We start from the raw sequence: 19,804 nt of genomic DNA, 5'->3' as shown, positions 1-19,804 counted from the left end.
AGGGGGCAGGCAGGCCATGGCGGAGGGTTCGCGGGAGGCCAGGGTCGGGTTGTGGAACGGCTTCGCGGCGTACGGGATGTGGGGGCTGTTCCCGCTGTTCTGGCCGCTGCTGGAGCCCGCCGGGGCGGCCGACATCCTGGCCAACCGGATGGCCTGGTCGCTGGTCGCGGTCGCGGCGATGCTGCTGGTGCGGCGGCGCTGGGCGTGGGTCCGGCCGCTGCTGCGCCAGCCCCGGCGGCTGGGCATGCTGGCGCTCGCGGCGGCCACCGTCTCGGTGAACTGGGGCGTCTACATCTGGGGCGTGAACTCCGGGCACGTGGTGGAGACCAGCCTGGGGTACTTCATCAACCCGCTGGTGACGATCGCGTTCGGCGTGCTGGTGCTGCGCGAGCGGCTGCGCCCGGCGCAGTGGACGGCGGTGGGCGTCGGCACCGTCGCGGTGCTGGTGCTGACGGTGGCGTACGGCCGGCCGCCGTGGATCGCGCTGACGCTGGCGTTCTCGTTCGCCACCTACGGGCTGCTGAAGAAGAAGGTCGGCCTGGGCGGGGCGGAGAGCCTCGCGGTGGAGAGCGCGGTGATGTTCCCGTTCGCGGTGGCGTTCCTGGTGTACCTGGAGGTGCGCGGCCAGGGCACCCTGGGCCACCACGGCTGGGGCCACACCGCGCTGCTGGTGGCGAGCGGGGTGATCACGGCGGTCCCGCTGATGTGCTTCGGCGCGGCGGCGCTGCGGGTCCCGCTGACCACGCTGGGGCTGCTCCAGTACCTGGCGCCGGTCTCGCAGTTCCTGATCGGCGTGACGGTGTTCCACGAGACGATGGAGCCGGCCCGCTGGGCCGGGTTCGCGCTGGTCTGGGTGGCGCTGGTGGTGCTCAGCTGGGACGCGCTGCGGCGCCTGCGCGTCGAACGGCGGCGCACCCCGGTGCCGGCCACCGCAGCGGGCTGACGGACGCCGTGGGCCGACGGGACGGGGGCGGCGGGCGCTCGGGCGGCGGCGAGGCCGCGGACGGGCGCGCGGGCACCGCGCGCGGGCCCGGGGCCGGTGAAGAACGTCTCCGCGGGATCTCCTCAACCGGATGCCCGGACTGCTAACGTCCGTGCTGCGCGACCCGGTCGCCAGCTGTCCCGGCGCGCGGGAGGAACTCCTGTGGTGCACCTCGCCCGTCCCGTGCTCCGCCACGTTCCCGCCGTCCGGCGGGAGGCCGGCGGGTCGCAGAGCGGCGAGCTGCGCATCGTCCGGCACCGCGGCCTGCCCGCCGAGATCCGCTGGCACCCCGGCACGGGCGACCCGGTCGACCTGCTGCCGCCCTACCGCCTCGACCGGGTCGAGCTCCGCCACTCCCACCTGGCCCGCCTGCACGGCCTCACCGCCGGGGTGCGCCTGGTCAGCGCCGGGTGGTCCCCGCTCTTCCTGGTCCCGCCGGCCGACCTCCCGGCCCTGGCCCTGGCCGCCGCCTCCACCCGGCGCACCGCCTTCTGACGGCCGGACGGCTGGACAGCCGGACGGCCGGACAGCCGGACGGCCGCCGGGCCCCGGCGGCCGTCCGACCCGCGCCCGCGGGTCAGGAGTGCTTCGCCGCCTGCTGGAGCGTCTCCGGGGTGACGGCGCCCAGGTAGACCCGGCCGTCGGTGGTGATCAGGGCGTTGACGACGCGGGTCGAGACCAGGGTGCCGCCGTCGACGGGACGGCCGGTGAACTTGGCCAGGCCCTTCGCGGCCTCGGCGCCCGCGGTGCCGTGCAGCACGGTGGTCCAGCCCTCGCCGATCACCCCGCCCGCCGCACCCCGGCCCGCCGCGTCCTGCCCGGGGGCCGGTTCGGCGGGCAGGGAGGGCAGCGCGGGCAGCGCGGAGGCGAGCGGGTCGTGCGGCAGGGCGGAGGCGGGTGCCTCGACCACCTTCGCGCCCTTGGGGGCGGTGAACGCGAAGGTCCCGGCGGCCGGTTCGGCGTAGGAGAGGGTGCCGAAGCGGATGTCGAACGCGGTCGCGCCGTCGGTCGTGCGGACCTGCACGGCCAGTGGCACGCCCTTCTCGGCGTCGATCGAGACCCGGATCTCGTCGATGGTCGAACCGGCCTGCTTCGGCCGGACGCTCAGCCGGTACGCGTCGTGCCCGGCGATCCGCTCGGTGCCGCTGACGGTGACGGAGGTGGTCGCGGCGGAGTGCGCCAGGAGCCGCGCGGCGACGTCCTGCGGGGTGAACGCGCCGATGCCGGCCCTGCCCGCGTCGTGCTCCCCGGCCCCGGCCCCGGCAGCGCCGCCGACGCCGACGCCGGTGACGTGCAGGGCCTGCCGGGAGTCGCGGTCGTAGGCCCAGACCTGGTCGCCGTCGTGGACCAGCTCGTAGCCGGACTTCTCGCCGGAGAGGGTGAGCCGCTGCCGCTCGGGCCCGGCCGCGGCGACGGTCAGGGTGTGCGAGCCGCCGAGCAGTTCGACGGCCTTCAGCTGCGGGTCGGCGCCGCCGACGCCCGCGCCCGCGCTGCGGGCCAGGCTGCCGAGGGCGCCGGAGCCGGACGCGGCGTCGGTGAGGACGGCGGGCAGGCCGAGGTCGGCGCTGATCCGGACGGTGCCGGAGAAGGTGTCGGTGTCCGCGGCGAGCGCCTTCGCGACCAGGTCCTGGGCGCTGACCGGGGGCAGGTCGGGCGCCTCGTCGCTGGCGAGCGCGGGCACCAGGCCGATGCCGGCGGCGACCGCCGCGGCGACCGCCAGCGGCACGCCCACCCGGACGGCGGTGCGCCGCTGCGCGGGCCGGGCCGGGCGCTCGGCCCGTTCGGCCGGAGCGATCCGGAGCGGTGCGGTGTCCTGTCCTGCGTCTGCGGTGGAGTCGTGCTCCATGGCAGCCCCCTTCCGAGTGCCTGTGCGCTGTCACCGTCCATTAGAGCCCCCGGGGGCGTCCGGTGGCGTCGCCCGGCGGCAGCAGATCGCCGTACGCCTCCCGTCGTACCCGGGGCGTCACGACCCTGAGACGCCGTCAGGGTCGTGTGGTCCCGGAGGGCTACCTCTCGCGTAGGGTCGGGCCCATGAGCCTCCAGCCCCCGTCCGCAGCCGCCACCGCCCCGATCCCGACCGCGATGCGGCGCGCGCTGCGCCGGGCCCGGGACGGGGTGGCGCTGGACGTCGCGGAGGCGGCGGTGCTGCTGCAGGCCCGCGGCGAGGACCTGGAGCGGCTGTGCGCGGTCGCCGCCCGGCTCCGGGACGCCGGGCTGGAGCAGGCGGGCCGCCCCGGCGTCATCACGTACTCGCGCAAGGTGTTCGTCCCGCTGACCCGGCTCTGCCGGGACCGCTGCCACTACTGCACCTTCGTCACCGTGCCGGGCAGGCTGCGCAAGGACGGCCACGGGCTGTACCTCTCCCCGGACGAGGTGCTGGACATCGCCCGCCGGGGCGCCGAACTCGGCTGCAAGGAAGCGCTGTTCACGCTCGGCGACCGCCCCGAGGAGCGCTGGCCGGAGGCCCGCGAGTGGCTGGACGCGCACGGCTACGACGACACCCTGGCGTACGTGCGGGCGATGGCGGTGCGGGTGCTGGAGGAGACCGGGCTGCTGCCGCACCTCAACCCCGGGGTGCTGTCCTGGACGGACTTCCAGCGGCTCAAGCCGGTCGCCCCGTCGATGGGCATGATGCTGGAGACCACCGCCGTCCGCCTCTGGTCGGAGCCCGGCGGCCCGCACCACGGCTCGCCCGACAAGGAACCGGCCGTCCGGCTGCGGGTGCTGGAGGACGCCGGGCGCAGCGCGGTGCCGTTCACCACCGGGGTGCTGATCGGCATCGGCGAGACGTACGAGGAGCGGGCCGACGCGCTGCTGGCGATCCGCAAGGTCTCCCGCGCCTACCAGGGCGTGCAGGAGGTGATCGTGCAGAACTTCCGGGCCAAGCCGGACACCGCGATGCGGGCCATGCCAGACGCCGAACTCTCCGAGCTGGCCGCGGCGGTGGCGGTGGCCCGGCTGGTGCTCGGCCCGACCGCCCGCATCCAGGCCCCGCCGAACCTGGTGGACGCCGAGTACGCGCTGCTGATCGGCGCGGGCATCGACGACTGGGGCGGCGTCTCCCCGCTGACGCCCGACCACGTCAACCCGGAGCGCCCCTGGCCGCACGTCGAGGAGCTGGCCGAGCGCACCGCCGCCGCCGGGTTCGCGCTGCGCGAGCGGCTCACCATCCACCCCGAGTACCTCAAGCGCGGCGAGCCCTGGCTGGACCCGCGCCTGCTGCCGCACGTCCGGGCGCTGGCCGACCCGGCCACCGGCCTGGCCGTCGAGGGCGCCCGCCCCGTCGGCCTGCCCTGGCAGGAGCCGGACGAGCCCATGACCGGCGGCGGCCGCACCGACCTGTTCCGCACCGTCGACACCGAGGGCCGCACCGGCGACCGGCGCTCCGACTTCGACGACGTGTACGGCGACTGGGAGTCGCTGCGCGAACAGGCCGCGCTGCCCGCTCCCCGGCGGCTCGACGCGGACCTGCGGGCCGCGCTCTCCACGGCCGCCGACGACCCGGAGAAGCTGACCGACGACCAGGCGCTGGCGCTGTTCCACGCCGACGGCCCGGCGCTGGACGCGCTGACCCGGATCGCCGACGAGCTGCGCCGCGACACCGTCGGCGAGGACGTCACGTACTGCGTCACCCGGAACGTCAACTTCACCAACGTCTGCTACACCGGCTGCCGGTTCTGCGCCTTCGCCCAGCGCCGCACCGACGTGGACGCCTACACCCTCTCGCTGGAGCAGGTCGCCGAACGGGCCGAGCAGGCCTGGGCGGTGGGCGCGACCGAGGTGTGCATGCAGGGCGGCATCCACCCGGACCTGCCGGGCACCGCCTACTTCGACATCGCGCGGGCGGTGAAGGAGCGGGTGCCGGGCATCCACGTGCACGCCTTCTCGCCGATGGAGGTGGTCAACGGGGCCACCCGCACCGGCCTGTCGATCCGCGACTGGCTGGCCCGGGCGAAGGAGTCCGGCCTGGACTCGATCCCCGGCACGGCGGCGGAGATCCTGGACGACGAGGTCCGCTGGGTGCTCACCAAGGGCAAGCTGCCCGCCGCGACCTGGGTCGAGGTGGTCACCGCCGCGCACGAGCTGGGCCTGCGCTCGTCCTCGACCATGATGTACGGCCACGTCGACACCCCGAAGCACTGGCTGGGCCACCTGCGGCTGCTCGCCGAACTCCAGCAGCGCACCGGCGGCTTCACCGAGTTCGTCACGCTGCCGTTCGTGCACACCAACGCGCCGGTCTACCTGGCGGGCATCGCCCGGCCCGGCCCGACCGCCCGCGACAACCGGGCGGTGACCGCGATGGCCCGGCTGCTGCTGCACCCGCACCTCACCAACATCCAGACCAGCTGGGTCAAGCTGGGCGCGGAGGGCGCCGCCGAGATGCTCCGCAGCGGCGCCAACGACCTGGGCGGCACCCTGATGGAGGAGACCATCTCCCGGATGGCGGGCTCCTCCTGGGGCTCCTACAAGTCGGTGCGCGACCTGGAGGCGATCGCCGCCCTGGCCGGCCGCCCGCCCCGGCAGCGCACCACCCTGTACGGCGAGGTGCCGGCCGAGCGCCGGGCCGCCGCGCTCGCCTCCGACGGGCACCTGCCCCGGCTGCTGCCGCTGGCCGACTAGGGCCGGGCGGGCGGTGGCGCGCCGGGCGGGCGGTGGCGCGCCGGGCGGGCGTGACCGGGCGTGGTCGGGCGGGCGAATCGATGTTCGGGGCGGGGGGCCTTTTCGCGCTGCTCTTCGAATAGGGTGCGTCTACCGCCCGTGCGCCCGCCCGCGGCCGCCGACCGAAAGGGTTCCGCCCCGTGATGCCTCTGTGGTCACGCGCCCAGCAGCAGGACTTCCGCAGCCGGGTCCGGGGCTGCCTGCTCGGCGGGGCGATCGGGGACGCGCTCGGCGGCGGCATCGAGTTCGAGCAGCTGGAGCAGATCCGCGCGGTCCACGGCGAGACGGGCGTGACCGGCTACGTCCCCGCGTACGGGCGGCGCGGCGCGATCACCGACGACACCCAGATGACCCTGTTCACCGTCGACGGCCTGATCCGCTCCCACATCAACCGCGACGCCGGCTCCTGGCACCCGCCGTCCGACCTGCACCGCGCCTACCTGCGCTGGTACGCCACCCAGCAGGACTGGGGCCCGGACGAGCGCCGCAAGGACCTGGGCTGGCTCGGCCACGAGGAGTGGCTGTACGCCCGCCGCGCGCCCGGCCAGGCCTGCCTGTCCGGCCTGGCCGGCACCGAGAGCGGCCCGCTGCCCACCGTCGAGGAGCCGCGCAACCCGAACTCCAAGGGCTGCGGCACCGTGATGCGGGCCGCCCCGTTCGGGCTGCTCACCGCCTGGGACCCGGCGCTGGTCTTCCAACTCGCCGTCGAGTGCTCGGTGCTGACCCACGGCCACCCCACCGGCTACCTGTCCGCCGGGGCGTTCGCGGTGGTCGTCCACGCGGTCGCCCGGGGCGGCACCCTGGAGGAGGGCGTCCACCTGGCGCTGGCCCTGCTCTCCGAGCGCACCGGCCACGAGGAGACCACCGCCGCGCTGCGCGCCGCCCTGGACGCGGTGCGGGCCGGGGCGCCGTCCCCCGAGCGGGTCGAGGCGCTCGGCGAGGGCTGGGTCGCCGAGGAGGCGCTCGCCATCGGCCTGTACTGCGCGCTGGTCGCCGAGGACGTCCGCAGCGGCCTGCTGCTGGCCGTCAACCACTCCGGCGACAGCGACTCCACCGGCTCGATCTGCGGCAACCTGCTGGGCGCCCTGCACGGCGAGACCGCCCTCCCGCCGGACCTGCTGGCCGAGGTCGAGGGCCGCGGCACCATCCTGGAACTCGCCGACGACCTGGTGCTGGAGCTGCTGCACGGCCCCGAACTGCACGGCACCGAAGCCTGGTCGCTCCGCTACCCGGCCGCCGACGCCTGACCCGGGGCCACCGACCGTCCGGGCCGCCGACCGCTCGGGCCCGGACGTGAAGGCGTCCGGACACGAAGGCGTCCGGACACGAAGGTGCCCGCCGCGCGGGAAGCGGCGGGCACCCCCGTACCGGTCGGAGGATCAGACCTCGCCGAAGCGGCCCGCACCGGCCGCCACGGCGAACGCCGCCCAGGACTCGCCGGAGAAGCGCAGCTGCGGGCCCTGCGGGTCCTTGGAGTCCCGGACCGCGACGGAAGCCGAACCCGGCAGGGCGATCTCCACGCAGGCACCGTTGCCCCCGCTGTAGCTGCTCTTGCGCCAGGTCAGGCTCTCGGTGGCCTTGCTCATTTCATGAACTCCTCTGCGATGGTGGCGATCATCGACCGGCTCTCCGCGACACTCAGCGCCGCGGCCCTCAGGTGGTCGTACAGATTGGTATAGCGGCGGACGTCGGCGTCCTTCTCCAGGTAGAGATCGCTCGTCACTCCTTCGAAGTAGACGACCGTGGAATCCGCCGACTCGGGGAACTCCAGCAGGGAGAATGTCCCGGTCATGCCGGGGTGGGAGCCGTGGCTAAAGGGGATCACCTGGAGGTTGATGTTCGCCCGCTCGCCCAGTTCGACGAGCTGGTACAACTGCTCGGCCATGACCCGCTTCCCGCCGACCTGGCGGCGCAGCACGGCCTCGTCTATCACGACCCACAGGCTGCCCAGCTGGTCCTCGCCGTTGATGCGGTGCTGCCGCTTGAGCCGGACGTCCACCCGGCGGCGGATCGCGGTCGGGTCGGTGTCCGGCTGCGTCCCGGCCACCACCGCCTCGGCGTACTCGCGGGTCTGCAGCAGCCCCGGCACGAACGAGGACTCGTACGCCCGGATCGAGGACGCCTCCGCCTCCAGCCCGATGTACACGCTGTACGGGATGTCCCCGAACTCGTGCCACCAGCCGCGCTGGCGCGACTCCTTGGCCATCTCCATCAGCCCGGCGCGGACCCGCTCGTCCTCGACCTCGTAGACGTCGCACAGGTCGCGCACGTCGCGCTGGCTGATCGAGCGGCGGCCGTTCTCCAGTCGGCTGATCTTCGACTGGGAGACCATCAGGCGGCCGGCCACCTCTTCGGCGGTCATCCCCCTGAGTTCGCGCAGACGCCGGAGTTCGGCACCGAGCCTACGGCGGCGAACCGTCGGATTCACGCTGGCGGACACATTGACCTCCGGCCCCACTTCTGGCAACAGTGCGGTAATTGGTACCAACCCCCTGACGCTGAGCAGCATGCCACTTCACCCACGGTCCACGCCCGGGAATCGCAGTACCGCAGTAGAACAGATCATCTGAAAATAGCTCAATATGGAACCGGGCCCTTGCGCTCGGCGCGTCCACCCGCTAAAGGGAGACCCTTGCCGCACGCGGTTCCTGACGGGGCGTCGGGGCGCGGAACGGGCGGCGGCGCGGTGGAACGACAGAGGGCGGGCGGCCCGGTGCATCGCACCGGGCCGCCCGCCCTCCTGCCGAACCGAACGCTAACGGCGTGCGCCGCTCATCGCGCGCCCACCCGACTGGCCACGCCGCGCCCCGCGGCAGCGGGGCGACCGGCCGGACCGCGCGAACCCGCGGGCGCCGACCTGCCCTGCTGCTGCTGGGCGGGCAGACCGTTCTGCACGTCCATCACCGCGTGGGCCACCATGCCGCCCAGCGGGTCGTACCTGATCAGGTCCCGCAGCCGGGAGCGCGAGGACCGCCCCTCGTTGCCCGGGTACAGGTGCTTGCCCAGGCCGACCGCGTGCGCCAGTGCCGCCAGCGCGGCCGTCCGCGGGTCCGGCGGCACGCCGGTGCGGATCGCCGTGTCCAGCCGCTGCTTGATCGCCGCGTTGGTGCAGTCGTCCGACGCCTGGTAGCGCGTCGTCGGCAGCACCCCGCAGACCTGGCCGGCCACAGCCGTCACCATGCCGCACCGCTCCAGGTGCGCCAGGTACGTCTGCCGGAGGCCCAGGCGCGGGCCACCGATCCAGTGCGCGGCGCGCACCGGACTGCCGCGCCGGCGCAACAGCTCCAGTGCGTGGTCAAGTGTCGGATCACCGGTCGGCCGTGGCACCACCACGGCGATCCGGTCCCCGTCCGGGACTATCCTTCCGGCCAGGGACAGCTCGACGAGCTGCGCCCCGGCAAGTCCGAGGTCGAGGGTCTGCGGCTGTGCGGTGGTACCCGTGGCCGGGTCCAGCGCGAGCAACAGCAGCTCCTCGGGAATGGTTCGACGGCCTCTGCCCATCCAAGCCTCCCCGCGTGGATGAATGACAGGGTGACGCCTCTCACACAGGCTTGTCGAGTACGCCTCCGAATCGTGACCTTGCCCGGGCAGGCTGGAACCGCCGTCCGACGGCGCCGCGTCTGACCGGGCAACAGCCCGTACGGGCAGGAAAAACCGCCGGTCGGGCGGGGTGCGGCGGGCCCTTGCGGGCTCGGTGCCGGAGACTGTACAGGTGCTGGGCCGGGCCGAGAACCCGCCCGAAAAAAACCAGCTTGTGTGATCGGACCGGCGGTGCCGGGCGGACGAGGAGGAGTGGGTTACGTGGGCGAGTCCCCGCAGAGCGAGCGGCACGACGGCGAGACGCGGTCGGCCGAGACCGAGGAGACCCCGCGCGAACCCGGCGAGCGCGCCGGGGGCAACGGCACCGTCCACCTGCGCGTCCGCGATGCGGACACCCGCACCGCCGCCCTCCGCCTCCCCGCCGACCTCCCCGAGGCGAGCGCCGCCCTCGCCGACTCCCGTCCCACCCCTCGGGACGAGGACGCCCCGGAATCCGAGACGGAATCGGCCCCGACACCCGCGGTACCGGACCGGCCGGAGACGCGGGACGCGGGAGGAGGGGAAGGGGATGACGCGGAGGACGCGGAGGACCCGGAGGAATCGGAGGCGGAAGCCGTTCCGGCCGGGCCGCAGCGGACGATGATGCTGCGGATGCCGGAGCTGCCCGAGACGGGGAGCGAGGACGGGGCCGCGCCTGCCGCCGAGGCTGGGTCTGAGGGCGAGGACGAGGGCGAGGGCGAGGCTGCGCCCGCCGGTGGGGCGAGTGCCGAGGACGAGGCCGCGCCTGCGGACGAGGGCGGTTCCGGTTCCGCCGCGAAGCCCGAGCCGACCATGATGCTCCGACTGACGGATCTGCCCGAGGCCGCTGACGAGGGCGAGGACGAGGCCGGGGCGGAGCACGAGGACGAGGGAGTCGGGGCCGAGGGCGGGTCGGAGGGGGAGTCCGTTCCGGCCGGGCCGCAGCCGACCGTGACCCTGCGGGCGGCGGGACCGGCGAAGGCCGGTGCGGCGGCGGGCCGGGGCAAGGCCGAGGACGCGGAGCAGGAGGATGAGGACGCGGAGCAGGCGGAGACCGGCTCCGACGCCGGGCCCGCCGCGAAGCCCGATCCGACGATGACGCTGCGGGTCGACAAGGACCGTCCCGAGCAGACCGTGATGCTCCGGCTCCCCCCGGAGGCCGCGGCGCCCGGGCCGGAGCCGAAGGCCGGACCGAAGTCCGCCCCGGCCGCTGCCGCGTCCGTCCCCGCGCCCGTTCGGGCGTCCGCGCCCGCCGCGGCCGCCGTTCCGCCGCCTGCGCCGCCGGTGCCTGCCGCGCCCGGGCCGGAGAGCACCATCGAGGCGCTGGAGGTGCTGAAGTCGCTCAGCGCCCGTCCGATGACGCCGTTGCGCCGGGCGGTGAAGCGGATCACGGTCTGGGGCGTCTTCCTGGCCGTGGTGCTGGGCGTGCTGGTCGCGGCGCAGTTGCTGCGTCCGCTGCCGACGCCGAAGGCGAAGCTCTCGCTGGCGGACTCGTTCACCTTCGGGGGCGAGCAGCCGACCATCCCGTGGCCGACGAAGGGCCAGGCCGCGGCCGAGGTGGTGGGCGTGGGCAGCCTGGGGGCGTCGGGGGAGGAGACGCCGGTGCCGATCGCGTCCGTCACCAAGGTGATGAACGCGTACCTGATCCTCCAGGCGCACCCCTTGAAGAAGGGGGAGAGCGGCCCGGTGCTCACCGTGGACAAGCTGGCCGCGCAGGAGTCGGGCAACAACGACGAGTCGACGGTGCCGCTGACCGAGGGCCAGCAGCTCACCCAGTACGAGGCGCTGGAGATGCTGATGCTGCCGTCGGCCAACAACGTGGCCCGGCTGCTGGCCCGCTGGGACTCCGGCAGCGAGCCGGAGTTCGTGAAGAAGATGAACGACACCGCCGCGCAGCTCGGCATGGGCAACACCACCTACGCGGACGCGGCCGGGTACAGCAACGACACCAAGTCGACCGCGAAGGACCAGCTGAAGCTGGCCGAGAAGGCCATGCAGCTGGACATCTTCAAGCAGGTCATCGCCGAGCCGGACACCCGGTTCAACGGCCAGCGGATCTACAACACCAACAAGCTGCTGGGCAAGAACGGCATGATCGGCGGCAAGACCGGCTCCTCCACCCCCGCCCAGTCCTGCCTGATGTGGGCGGCGGTCAAGGAGGTCGGCGGCGTGCAGCGGATGGTCCTCGGCGTGACGCTGGGCCAGCCCGCGACGAAGGAGGACCCGAGCCTGGTCACCGCCGCCCAGGCGCCCAGCCAGCGGATCAACGTGGCCGCGCAGACCGCGCTGGCCGGGCAGACCCTGGCCAAGCAGGGCGACGTGGTCGGCCACGTGGACGACGGCGTGGGCGGCAAGGTGCCGGTGGTGGCGGCCAAGGACCTGACCGTCGCGGGCTGGAACGGCATCACCGCGCACCTGACCCTGACCCCGGTCGGGAAGATCGCCCACACCCTGCCGGCCGGCACCCAGGTCGGCACGATCGCGGCGGGCGAGGGCGACGGCCGGGTCGAGGTGCCGGTCGTCCTCCGGTCGGACCTGGCCCCGGCGTCCATCACCTCCCGCCTGCTGCGCCTCGGCTGAGGCCCCACCACCCCGGCCCCCCGGCCCCGCGCTCCGGCCCCGGCCCCCGTCCACTGCGGCGGGGACCGGGGCCGGGGCCGTTCCGAGGGAGGGGGAGAGGGAGGGGGGTGAGGGGAGGCGCGGGGCTACCAGCTGCCGGGTTCGGTGCGGGTGCCGAGGGCGCGGGCCACGATCGGCTCCTCGGAGACCACCCGGCCCAGCACCAGCGCCAGGGTGATGGCGGTGAACAGCGCGATCAGCCAGGACAGCACGGTGAACACCACCCCGTACGGGCCGAACTTGTCGACCGACTCGGACATCGCGTACGGCAGCCACACCTGCGAGGCGATGCCGAAGCCGACCTCGCCGACACCGCAGAGCACCGCGCCCGGCAGCAGCGGGTACCAGCGGACCCGGCCGCCGAGCAGCAGGTGCTGCGTCCACCACCACACGCCGGTGGAGGCCAGGAAGGTCAGCGGGACGCCCAGCCACAGGCCGGCGCCGAAGCCCTTGCGCAGCGGCACCTGGACGACCAGGAACACCAGCCACGCCAGCAGCCACACCACCCAGCGCCACAGGGCCAGCCGGGCGCTGTGCTTCGGCATCTCCCAGGCCCGTTCGCAGACCCGCTGGAGCGCCCGGCTCAGCGCGGTCGCGGACGCCAGGGCGACCAGCACGCCGAGCACCCCGAAGCTCTGGCTGGCGCTGTCGTCGTGCGGGGTGTTCATCAGCTGCTGGACCTGCTGCTGGGCGCTGCCCTGCAGGCCGAGCTGTTCGCGCAGCGAACCGGTGATGCTGTGCTTGAGCGTCGCGGGGGCGAACACCGCGACCACGAACAGGGCCGGCAGCGCGGACAGGAAGGCCTGCGCGGCCAGCCGGGTGGCGTTGTCCAGCAGGTTCACCCGGATCAGGTTGCTGGCGGCCCGCCCGACCAGCGGGAAGCGCTCGGGGGCGCCCTTGGCGGTGGCGGTGAGGCGGGCCGCCCGCTCCTTCGCGGACTCCCACCGCCGGGGACCCGGGTCGGGGTCCCGTCCAGCCCGTCGCAGTGACTCCGTCACGCCGCCACCTCCGCAAGCTCCGCCGGCCGGGAACTTCCATCGTCACCGGCCGGGGGAGTCGGAGGGCGGCCGCCTACTTCTTCCGGGTGAGCTTGGCGACCCGGTCGCCCACGCCCCAGGCGGTGACCCGCCACAGCGCCTCGACCACGATGTCGCGGCTCATCTTGGACGCGCCGTGCTCGCGCTCCACGAAGGTGATCGGCACCTCGGCGACCTTGAACCCGGCCCGCACCGCGCGCCAGGCCAGGTCGACCTGGAAGCAGTAGCCCTGCGAGGAGACCTGGTCCATGCCGAGGCCCAGCAGGGTCTCCTTGCGGAAGGCCCGGTAGCCGCCGGTGACGTCCCGGATCGGCACGTCCAGCATCAGCCGGGAGTAGGTGGAGCCGCCCTTCGACAGCAGCAGCCGCGACTTCGGCCAGTTCACCACCGCGCCGCCGGGCACCCAGCGGGAGCCCAGCACCAGGTCCGCGCCGCGCAGCGCGGTGAGCAGCCGGGGCAGCTCCTCCGGCTGGTGCGAGCCGTCCGCGTCCATCTCGACCAGCACGTCGTAGCCGCCGTCGATGCCCCAGCGGAAACCGGCCAGGTAGGCCGCGCCGAGGCCCTCCTTGCCCGGGCGGTGCAGCACCTTGACGTGCGGGTCGTCGGCGGCGAGGGCGTCGGCGAGCTTGCCGGTGCCGTCCGGGCTGTTGTCGTCCGCGACCAGCACGTGCGCCTCGGGGACGGCGGCGCGGACGCGGGACACGATCCGTTCGACGTTCTCGGCCTCGTTGTAGGTCGGGATGATCACCAGGATCTCGCCGAGTCCGGCGAACGGGGTCTCCGGGGAGGAGCTCACAGGTGGGTGCCTTTCAGGAGCGACTGGCCGGGGCGGCACACGGGTGCGCGCGACTTCCACGGTAGGTCACCCGGAGCGGTGCCCACGGCCACCGGGTGGGTCCGGGCGTCCGCCCGGGCGCCCCGGCCCAGGTCCGGTGGTGCGCGGGCGGCGTCAGGCGGTGTCGGCGTCGGCAGCTCCGGTGTCGGCGTCGGCGGGGGTCTCCGGGCGGGCGCGGAACTTGTGCAGGCGGCGCGGCGGGACGACGGTCGGCAGGATCAGCTCCCACATGTCGCCGACCCGGCGGGAGAGTTCGGTCCGGTGGTCGAGGACGCCGGAGACCAGCTGGATGCCGGTGAAGGAGCTGATCACGAAGCGGGCCAGGTCGGCGGGGACGACCGTGGCGCGCAGGTCGCCGACCCGGTGCGCCTCGGTGAGCAGCTGCTCGATCACCTCGATCCAGCGCAGGTAGGGCCCGGGGTCGGGCTCGGTGAACGCCTGCTCGATGACCAGCCGGATGCTGGCCTGCATCATCGGGTCCTCGCGCAGCGAGCGCCCGATCCCGTGGCTGAGGTCGATCGCGGCCTGCAGCGCGGGGCCCTCGGGCAGCGGGGCGGCCTCGCCGTCCGCGGCGGGGGCGAACTGCTCGTCGACGACGGCCCGGGCGAGTTCCTCCTTGGAGGAGAAGTGGAAGTAGAGCGCTCCCTTGGTGACGCCCGCCTCGGCGAGGATCTGGGCGAGGCTCGTCCCCAGGTAGCCGTTGACGGCGAACACCCGGGCGGCCGCGTCCAGCACCGTCCGACGGGTCTGCAGGGCGCGTTCTTGCTTGAGCACGTGCGGTCCTTCCCCAACCTGTGAGCGACCCGGCCAACATTTCACACCGGGGCCCGGAAAATAAACCGCTCGCAAGGTATTCAACTTTTGAACCGGCGCCAGCCCGGGTGCAGGACCGCTCCAGGTCACGGGCGTACCACTGTGACCGGACACGGCCGTCGACCGTTCCGATGGTTCGTTCGGAGCCCACCGGGGCGCCCGTACCGGGAGATTCGAGGGGGGCGAGGATCCGTGACGGGCTCCGACGAGGCGGCGGTCGCCGCCCGGGTGGCGGCGGTCGAGGACCTGCTCGGCGACCCCGGCGACCCGGGCAACCCGACCGGCGCGGCCGCGGTGCTCGCCGCCGACGAGCGGGCCGAGATGCTGGCCGAGGGCGAGCGCCTGCTGCACGGGCACGGCATCGCCGCCGAGTTCGTGCCGACCGCGCTCGGCGGGCGGCTGGACCGGGTGGACGCGCTGGCCCGGGTGCTGCGGCCGGTCTTCCGCCGGGACGCCACCCTGGGGCTCGGCTTCGGCGCGACCTCGGTGCTGGCCGCCGCCAACGTCTGGTTCGGCGGCCGCCCCGAGCAGCGCGAGCGCACCGCCCGGCTGCTGCTGGCCGGCGGCCGGGTCGCGGTGGCGCACCAGGGCTCGGGCCGGGGCGGCGACTTCGTCCGCAGCTCGCTGACGGCCGACCGGACCGCCGACGGCTACACCCTGCGCGGGGTGAAGCCGGTGGTCAACAACGGCGGCCGGGCCGGGCTGCTGGTGCTGTTCGCCCGCACCGAGGCCGAGACCGGCCCGCACGACCACTGCGCCCTGCTGCTCGACCCGGCGCGGACCGAGCCGGGCCGCTACCGGGTGCTGCCGCGCCGCCGGATGACCGGCATGCGCGGACTGGAGGCGGTGGGCCTGGCCTTCGCCGGACAGCCCGCCCCCGCCGACCGGCTGCTCGGCGCGCCCGGCACCGGCGTGGGCCTGGCCCAGCGCTCCTTCCAGCTGACCCGCAGCCTGCTCCCGTCGATGGCGATCGCCTCGGCCGACACCTGCCTGCGCACCGCGCTCTCCTTCGCGGTCGGGCGCAGCAGGTACGGACGCCCGCTGCTGCGCACCCCGGCGGCCCGGGCGGCGATGGACGCCGCCTTCGTGGACCTGCTGATCGCCGACAGCCTGGCCCTGGTGGCGACCCGGGCGGCGCACCTGCTGCCCACCCAGACCAGCGTGCTGGCCGCGGCGGTGCGCTACCTGCTGCCCCGGCTGCTGCGGGAGAGCACCTACGACCTGTCGGTGGTGCTGGGCGCGCGGGTCTTCGACCGCTCCGGCCCGTACGGGCTGTTCCAGAAGAACGTCCGGGACCTGCCGGTGATCAGCCTCGGGCACGCCGGGAACTCGGCCTGCCTGGCCACCCTGGTCCCGCAGTTGGCCCGGCTGCTGGAGCGCCCGCCGATGTCCGGCGAACCCGCCCCCGCCGAGCTGTTCCGGCCCCGCGGGCCGCTGCCCGGGCTGGACCTGGACCGGCTGGTGCCGGCCGCCCGGCACGACGCGCTGGCCGCCTCGCTGGCCGAGGGCACCGCGACGCTGCGCTCGCTCGCCGCCGTCCCCGGGGCCCCGGCCGCGACCGCGTCGGCGGCCGCCCTGGCCGGGACGGTGGTCCGGGAGCTGCGCGAGCTGCCGGGCCGCCTGGCGGGCGCCCCGGACGGGCACCCGGGGGTGTTCGCCGCCGCCGACCGCTACGTGCTGGTGCTGGCCGCCGCCGCCTGCCTGGGCGTCTGGCAGCACGAGCGGACCGCGCCCGACCCGGCGAGCCCGGACGGCTTCCTGGCCGACCCCGGCTGGCTGGCCCCCGCCCTCGCGCGGATCGTGCGCCGACTCGGCCACCCGGCCGGCGAGCTGCCGCGCGCCTGCGCCGACCACGTCCACCGCGAACTCCTGGACCGCTTCGCGTCCCTGCGCAGCTTCGACCTGTACGACACCCCGCTGGCCGGATGACCGCGCCGGCCCCGCGCCGCCGGCGCACGGCCCCACGACACGACCCGATCACGAGGAGACCCTGATGTCGGCAACCACGACGGCGCGTTCCACGGCCGCGGCGGCGAGCCCCGCGACGGGCGGACCGGCGGGCAGACCGGTCGGGCTGGCCGGTGAGCCGGCTGGTGGGCCGGTCGGCGGGCCGGGGAGCGAGGCGGCGGGCGGGGCGGACGTCCGGGGGTGGCTGTGCGAGCAGGTGGCCGGGCGGCTCGGTCTCGGTGTCGAGGAGGTGCCGTGCGACCGTCCGCTGGCGGGGCTCGGGCTGGACTCGGTGGCGGCGCTCCAGCTGTACGTCGCGCTGGAGGCGCGCTACGGGCTGGCGCTGGACCCGGCGGTGTGCTGGGACTACCCGACCGTCGACCTGCTGCACGGGCACCTGGCGGAGCTGCTGGCCGAGCTGCCCGCGGACTCCGGGGGAGTGCCCGCATGACGGCCGCGTCCCGCCGGGCCCTGGCCGTCCTGCGCGACCTGCACCGCAGCGGGCGGCTGGTGCGCGAGATCCGCCGGGTGCCCGCCCTGCTGGCGGTGCTGGAGGGCGAGGAGCTGCTCCGGGCGGGCAGCCTGCTGGCCTGGCCGGCGCCCGGCCCGGCGGCGGATCGGGCGGGTCCGCCGCCGGGCCCGCCGGCGGACGGTCCGCCGGGTGCCCGTCCGGTGCGGGTGGCGCTGGCCGGGGACGTGCCGCCCGCCGCCGCGCTGCCCCCGCTCGCGGTCGAACTGGCCCGGGACGGAAGGCTGTTGCGGGCGGCGGTCTCCCCGCCGGGCACCTGGGCGTACGACCTGGCCGACCCGGCCTCGGGGGTGTACGCGTCCCGGCCGGACCTGACGCTCTGCCTGGTCGACCCGGGCGCGCTGGACCGCGAACTGGCCGTGCCGAGCGGCCCGGAGGGCTTCCGGCGGGCCGCCGCCGACCACCACCGGCTGCTGTCCTCGCTGCTGGAGGTGCACCAGCGGGTCGGCACGGGACTGCTGCTGACCACCACCCTGCCGCGGCCCGACCCGGCGGCCCCGGCCGACCCGTCGGCTCCGCCCGTTCCGTCGGCTCCGGCCGCTCCGTCCGGCGGCGGTGCGGACGGGGCGCTGCTGGGCGGGCTCTGGCGGGAGGCCAACGCCCGGGTGCTGCGGCTGACGTCGCGCTTCCCCCGGCTGGCCGTGGTGGACCTGGAGCGGCACGGCGCGGCCCGGCCCCGGCATCCGGGGGCGGGACCGTTCGACGAGCGGCTGCTGCTGCTGTGCGCGCGGCGGGCGGCCCGGCTGGTGGGCCGGCGGGACCGGCCGAGGAGGGGCGATGACGACCGAGAGCACCACTGAGCCGTGGGCCGCGCCGGACCGCGGCCCGCTGTTCGCCCGCCTGGACGGGCCCGGACGCCCCGGCGGGCCGGGTGCCGCCGGGGCGGGGTCTGCCGGGCCGGGTGCCGCCGGACCGGGGTCCGCGGCGGCGGGCGACGGGCTGCGGCCGGGCGGCGGGGCGTCGTGGCGGGCCCGGCCCGGGCGGCGTCCGGCGGCGCTGTGGCTCTCGCTGGGCGACGCCGGGCCGAGCCGGTCGATCCCGGCGCCGGGGCCGTGCGCGTTCGGCGAGCCGCTGGCCCGGCAGTTGGAGGTGCACGGCACCGCGCTGCTGCACGCCCGGATCGACGAGTGGGCACCGGCCGACACCGGGGGCCCGGCGCTGCGCCGGCTGCTGGGCGCGGACTGGGGCCGCTACCAGGAGCTGACCCACCCGGAGGTGAGGGCCAGGTTCGCCGCCTCCCGGGCGATGATCAAGCACGTCGCGGCCCGGGCCGTCCGGGTCCGCCCGGAGGCGATCGAGCTGGGCTACAGCCTGCACGGGCGGCCGTACCTGCGCGGCTGCGACCAGGTGGACATCTCGCTGAGCCACACCGACGACCTGCTGCTGATCGGGCTGACCACCCGGGGGCTGATCGGGGTCGACGCGGAGGCCGCCGACCGGCCGCTGGTCGGCACCGGGGCCGAGCAACTGATCTGCACGCCGCGCGAGTCGGCGCTGCTGGCCGCGCTGCCGGAGCCGGAGCGCAACCCGGCGCTGGTGCGGCTGTGGACGCTCAAGGAGGCGTACAGCAAGGCGATCGGGCAGGGGCTGCGGTTCCGGTTCACCGAGTTCGGCTTCGAGCAGGGCGGGCCCGGCGCCGGTCCCGACCTGCTCCAGGTGCGCGGCCCGGACGGCGGCAGCGGCCCCGGCGCGGAGTGGAGCTTCGGCTCGGTGGCGCTGACGCTGCCCGGCTACGCGGCCAGTTTCGCGCTGCGGGACGCCGGGTTCGGCGCGCCGGACCCGGCGGCGGTCGGGGTGGCCTCGATGGCCGACGCGGCGCTGGCCGCGGCGATCGGGGAGTTCTACCGGCCCCGCGATTGACAAACCGTCTGGTCGGTTTTTCAATAGTGCTCCAAGACGACCGCGTGCCGCCGCACCGCGGCAGGACCGGTTCCGACCGTCGGTTGCGACTAGGGGGAAGTCCTGATGGAAATCACGGTGTTGGGGAGATTCGGGGCCACGGAGAACGGGCTCTCGGTGGTGCCGGCGGCGGCCAAACCCCGGGCGGTGCTGGCCCTGCTGGCGCTCCACCAGGGCTCCACCGTCCCCTCCGGGACGCTGATGTCCGAGATCTGGGGCGAGGCGCCGCCGCGCAGCGCGGACAACACCCTCCAGGGGTACGTGGTCCGGCTGCGGCGGCTGATCGGCGCCGCCTGGAGCGGGTCCGCCCCGGGCGCCCCGGACCCGAAGTGGCTGCTCCAGACCAGGCCCGGCGGCTACTCCCTCGACCTGGCCGGCGGCGACATCGACATGCTGCGGATGCAGCGGCTGGCCGCCTCCGGCTACCGGGCCGCCGACGGCGGCGACGACGCGCGCGCCTCGGCGCTGTTCGCCCAGGCGCTGGCGCTGTGGAGCGGCCCCGCGCTCTCCGACACCCGCACCGGCGTCCGGCTGACCGCCGAGGCGCTGCGGCTGGAGAACGTCCGGCTGTCGCTGCTGGAGCGCCGGATCGCGGCCGACATGCGGCTCGGCCGGCACCACGAACTGATCGTCGAACTCGGCGCGCTGTGCGCCGAGTTCCCGCTGCACGAGGGCCTGCACGCGCAGCTGATGCGGGCGCTGCACCGCACCGGCGGGCGCTGGCGGGCGCTGGAGGTCTACCAGCGGTTGCGCACCGCGCTGATCGACCAGCTCGGCCTCGACCCGTGCGCCGAGGTCCGGGCCGCCCACCAGGCGGTGCTGGAGTCGGAGGCCCCGGCCGCGGCCCCCGCCCGCACCCCCCACCCGGCCGGCCGTCCCACCCCGTACCCGGCCGGCCGGCTGGCCCCGGCCAGCTAGGGCCCGTC

The 19,804-nt window shown here is 75.4% G+C and carries 17 protein-coding genes; 10 read left to right on the top strand and 7 right to left on the bottom strand.

Annotated elements, in window-relative coordinates:
* Nucleotides 1-16 precede the first annotated feature (16 nt).
* Together rarD and K353_RS18440 are read left to right on the top strand one after the other, a co-directional pair.
* Complete coding sequence (rarD, locus tag K353_RS18445) at nt 17-943, top strand: EamA family transporter RarD (RefSeq protein WP_111554718.1); 927 nt, start codon at nt 17-19, stop codon at nt 941-943.
* Between the two features lie 204 nt (nt 944-1,147).
* Entirely contained in the window at nt 1,148-1,477 is a 330-nt protein-coding gene (locus tag K353_RS18440) for a hypothetical protein (RefSeq protein WP_146616504.1), read from the top strand.
* Between the two features lie 82 nt (nt 1,478-1,559).
* Here the strand turns inward: K353_RS18440 and K353_RS18435 are convergent, their stop codons facing one another.
* On the bottom strand, nt 1,560-2,828 hold the full coding sequence (locus K353_RS18435) for a DUF2092 domain-containing protein (RefSeq protein WP_233533671.1): 1,269 nt from the start codon (nt 2,826-2,828) through the stop codon (nt 1,560-1,562).
* 185 nt (nt 2,829-3,013) lie between these two features.
* On the opposite strand from K353_RS18435, the gene K353_RS18430 reads away from it, so the two are divergent.
* The gene (locus K353_RS18430) at nt 3,014-5,602 is read left to right on the top strand and encodes a bifunctional FO biosynthesis protein CofGH (RefSeq protein ID WP_111554716.1); all 2,589 of its coding nucleotides are present in this window, start codon (nt 3,014-3,016) and stop codon (nt 5,600-5,602) included.
* 182 nt (nt 5,603-5,784) lie between these two features.
* Entirely contained in the window at nt 5,785-6,888 is a 1,104-nt protein-coding gene (locus K353_RS18425; protein ID WP_111554715.1) for an ADP-ribosylglycohydrolase family protein, read from the top strand.
* A gap of 132 nt (nt 6,889-7,020) precedes the next feature.
* Here K353_RS18425 and K353_RS18420 read toward each other — a convergent pair whose 3' ends face one another.
* From K353_RS18420 to K353_RS18410, 3 genes are all read right to left on the bottom strand, one after another.
* On the bottom strand, nt 7,021-7,227 hold the full coding sequence (locus tag K353_RS18420) for a DUF397 domain-containing protein (protein WP_111554714.1): 207 nt from the start codon (nt 7,225-7,227) through the stop codon (nt 7,021-7,023).
* Nucleotides 7,224-8,081 carry a helix-turn-helix transcriptional regulator gene (locus tag K353_RS18415; RefSeq protein ID WP_111554713.1) on the bottom strand — a complete coding sequence of 286 codons (858 nt, stop codon included), beginning with the start codon at nt 8,079-8,081 and terminating at the stop codon, nt 7,224-7,226. The genes K353_RS18420 and K353_RS18415 overlap by 4 nt, the downstream gene beginning before the upstream one ends.
* Before the next feature lie 332 nt (nt 8,082-8,413).
* Nucleotides 8,414-9,142, bottom strand: a complete 729-nt coding sequence (locus K353_RS18410) for a GPP34 family phosphoprotein (RefSeq protein ID WP_014137624.1) — start codon at nt 9,140-9,142, stop codon at nt 8,414-8,416.
* Between the two features lie 300 nt (nt 9,143-9,442).
* Between K353_RS18410 and K353_RS18405 the strand changes: the two genes are divergently transcribed.
* Complete coding sequence (locus K353_RS18405) at nt 9,443-11,779, top strand: D-alanyl-D-alanine carboxypeptidase (RefSeq protein ID WP_111554712.1); 2,337 nt, start codon at nt 9,443-9,445, stop codon at nt 11,777-11,779.
* 125 nt (nt 11,780-11,904) lie between these two features.
* Here the strand turns inward: K353_RS18405 and K353_RS18400 are convergent, their stop codons facing one another.
* The 3 genes from K353_RS18400 to K353_RS18390 form a co-directional block, all read right to left on the bottom strand.
* Nucleotides 11,905-12,816, bottom strand: a complete 912-nt coding sequence (locus tag K353_RS18400; protein ID WP_111554711.1) for a YhjD/YihY/BrkB family envelope integrity protein — start codon at nt 12,814-12,816, stop codon at nt 11,905-11,907.
* Nucleotides 12,817-12,889: 73 nt separating this feature from the next.
* The gene (locus K353_RS18395; protein ID WP_111554710.1) at nt 12,890-13,651 is read right to left on the bottom strand and encodes a polyprenol monophosphomannose synthase; all 762 of its coding nucleotides are present in this window, start codon (nt 13,649-13,651) and stop codon (nt 12,890-12,892) included.
* Between the two features lie 153 nt (nt 13,652-13,804).
* Nucleotides 13,805-14,464, bottom strand: coding sequence for a ScbR family autoregulator-binding transcription factor (locus K353_RS18390; RefSeq protein ID WP_111554709.1), 660 nt, complete (start codon nt 14,462-14,464; stop codon nt 13,805-13,807).
* 231 nt (nt 14,465-14,695) lie between these two features.
* On the opposite strand from K353_RS18390, the gene K353_RS36885 reads away from it, so the two are divergent.
* From K353_RS36885 to K353_RS18365, 5 genes are all read left to right on the top strand, one after another.
* Nucleotides 14,696-16,432: an acyl-CoA dehydrogenase gene (locus K353_RS36885; RefSeq protein ID WP_305000313.1), complete on the top strand. Its 1,737-nt coding sequence runs from the start codon at nt 14,696-14,698 to the stop codon at nt 16,430-16,432.
* A gap of 64 nt (nt 16,433-16,496) precedes the next feature.
* Entirely contained in the window at nt 16,497-16,901 is a 405-nt protein-coding gene (locus K353_RS18380; RefSeq protein WP_111554708.1) for an acyl carrier protein, read from the top strand.
* Complete coding sequence (locus K353_RS18375; protein WP_111554707.1) at nt 16,898-17,779, top strand: hypothetical protein; 882 nt, start codon at nt 16,898-16,900, stop codon at nt 17,777-17,779. The genes K353_RS18380 and K353_RS18375 overlap by 4 nt, the downstream gene beginning before the upstream one ends.
* Nucleotides 17,757-18,839 carry a 4'-phosphopantetheinyl transferase superfamily protein gene (locus K353_RS18370; protein ID WP_233533670.1) on the top strand — a complete coding sequence of 361 codons (1,083 nt, stop codon included), beginning with the start codon at nt 17,757-17,759 and terminating at the stop codon, nt 18,837-18,839. The genes K353_RS18375 and K353_RS18370 overlap by 23 nt, the downstream gene beginning before the upstream one ends.
* Before the next feature lie 105 nt (nt 18,840-18,944).
* Nucleotides 18,945-19,796, top strand: coding sequence for an AfsR/SARP family transcriptional regulator (locus K353_RS18365; protein WP_111554706.1), 852 nt, complete (start codon nt 18,945-18,947; stop codon nt 19,794-19,796).
* Nucleotides 19,797-19,804: the final 8 nt, after the last annotated feature.

Source organism: Kitasatospora sp. SolWspMP-SS2h, assembly GCF_003259315.1.
Classification (GTDB): domain Bacteria; phylum Actinomycetota; class Actinomycetes; order Streptomycetales; family Streptomycetaceae; genus Kitasatospora; species Kitasatospora fiedleri.
The sequence above is the reverse complement of the archived record's forward strand: the minus strand, read 5'-3'. Positions and strand labels throughout refer to the sequence as shown.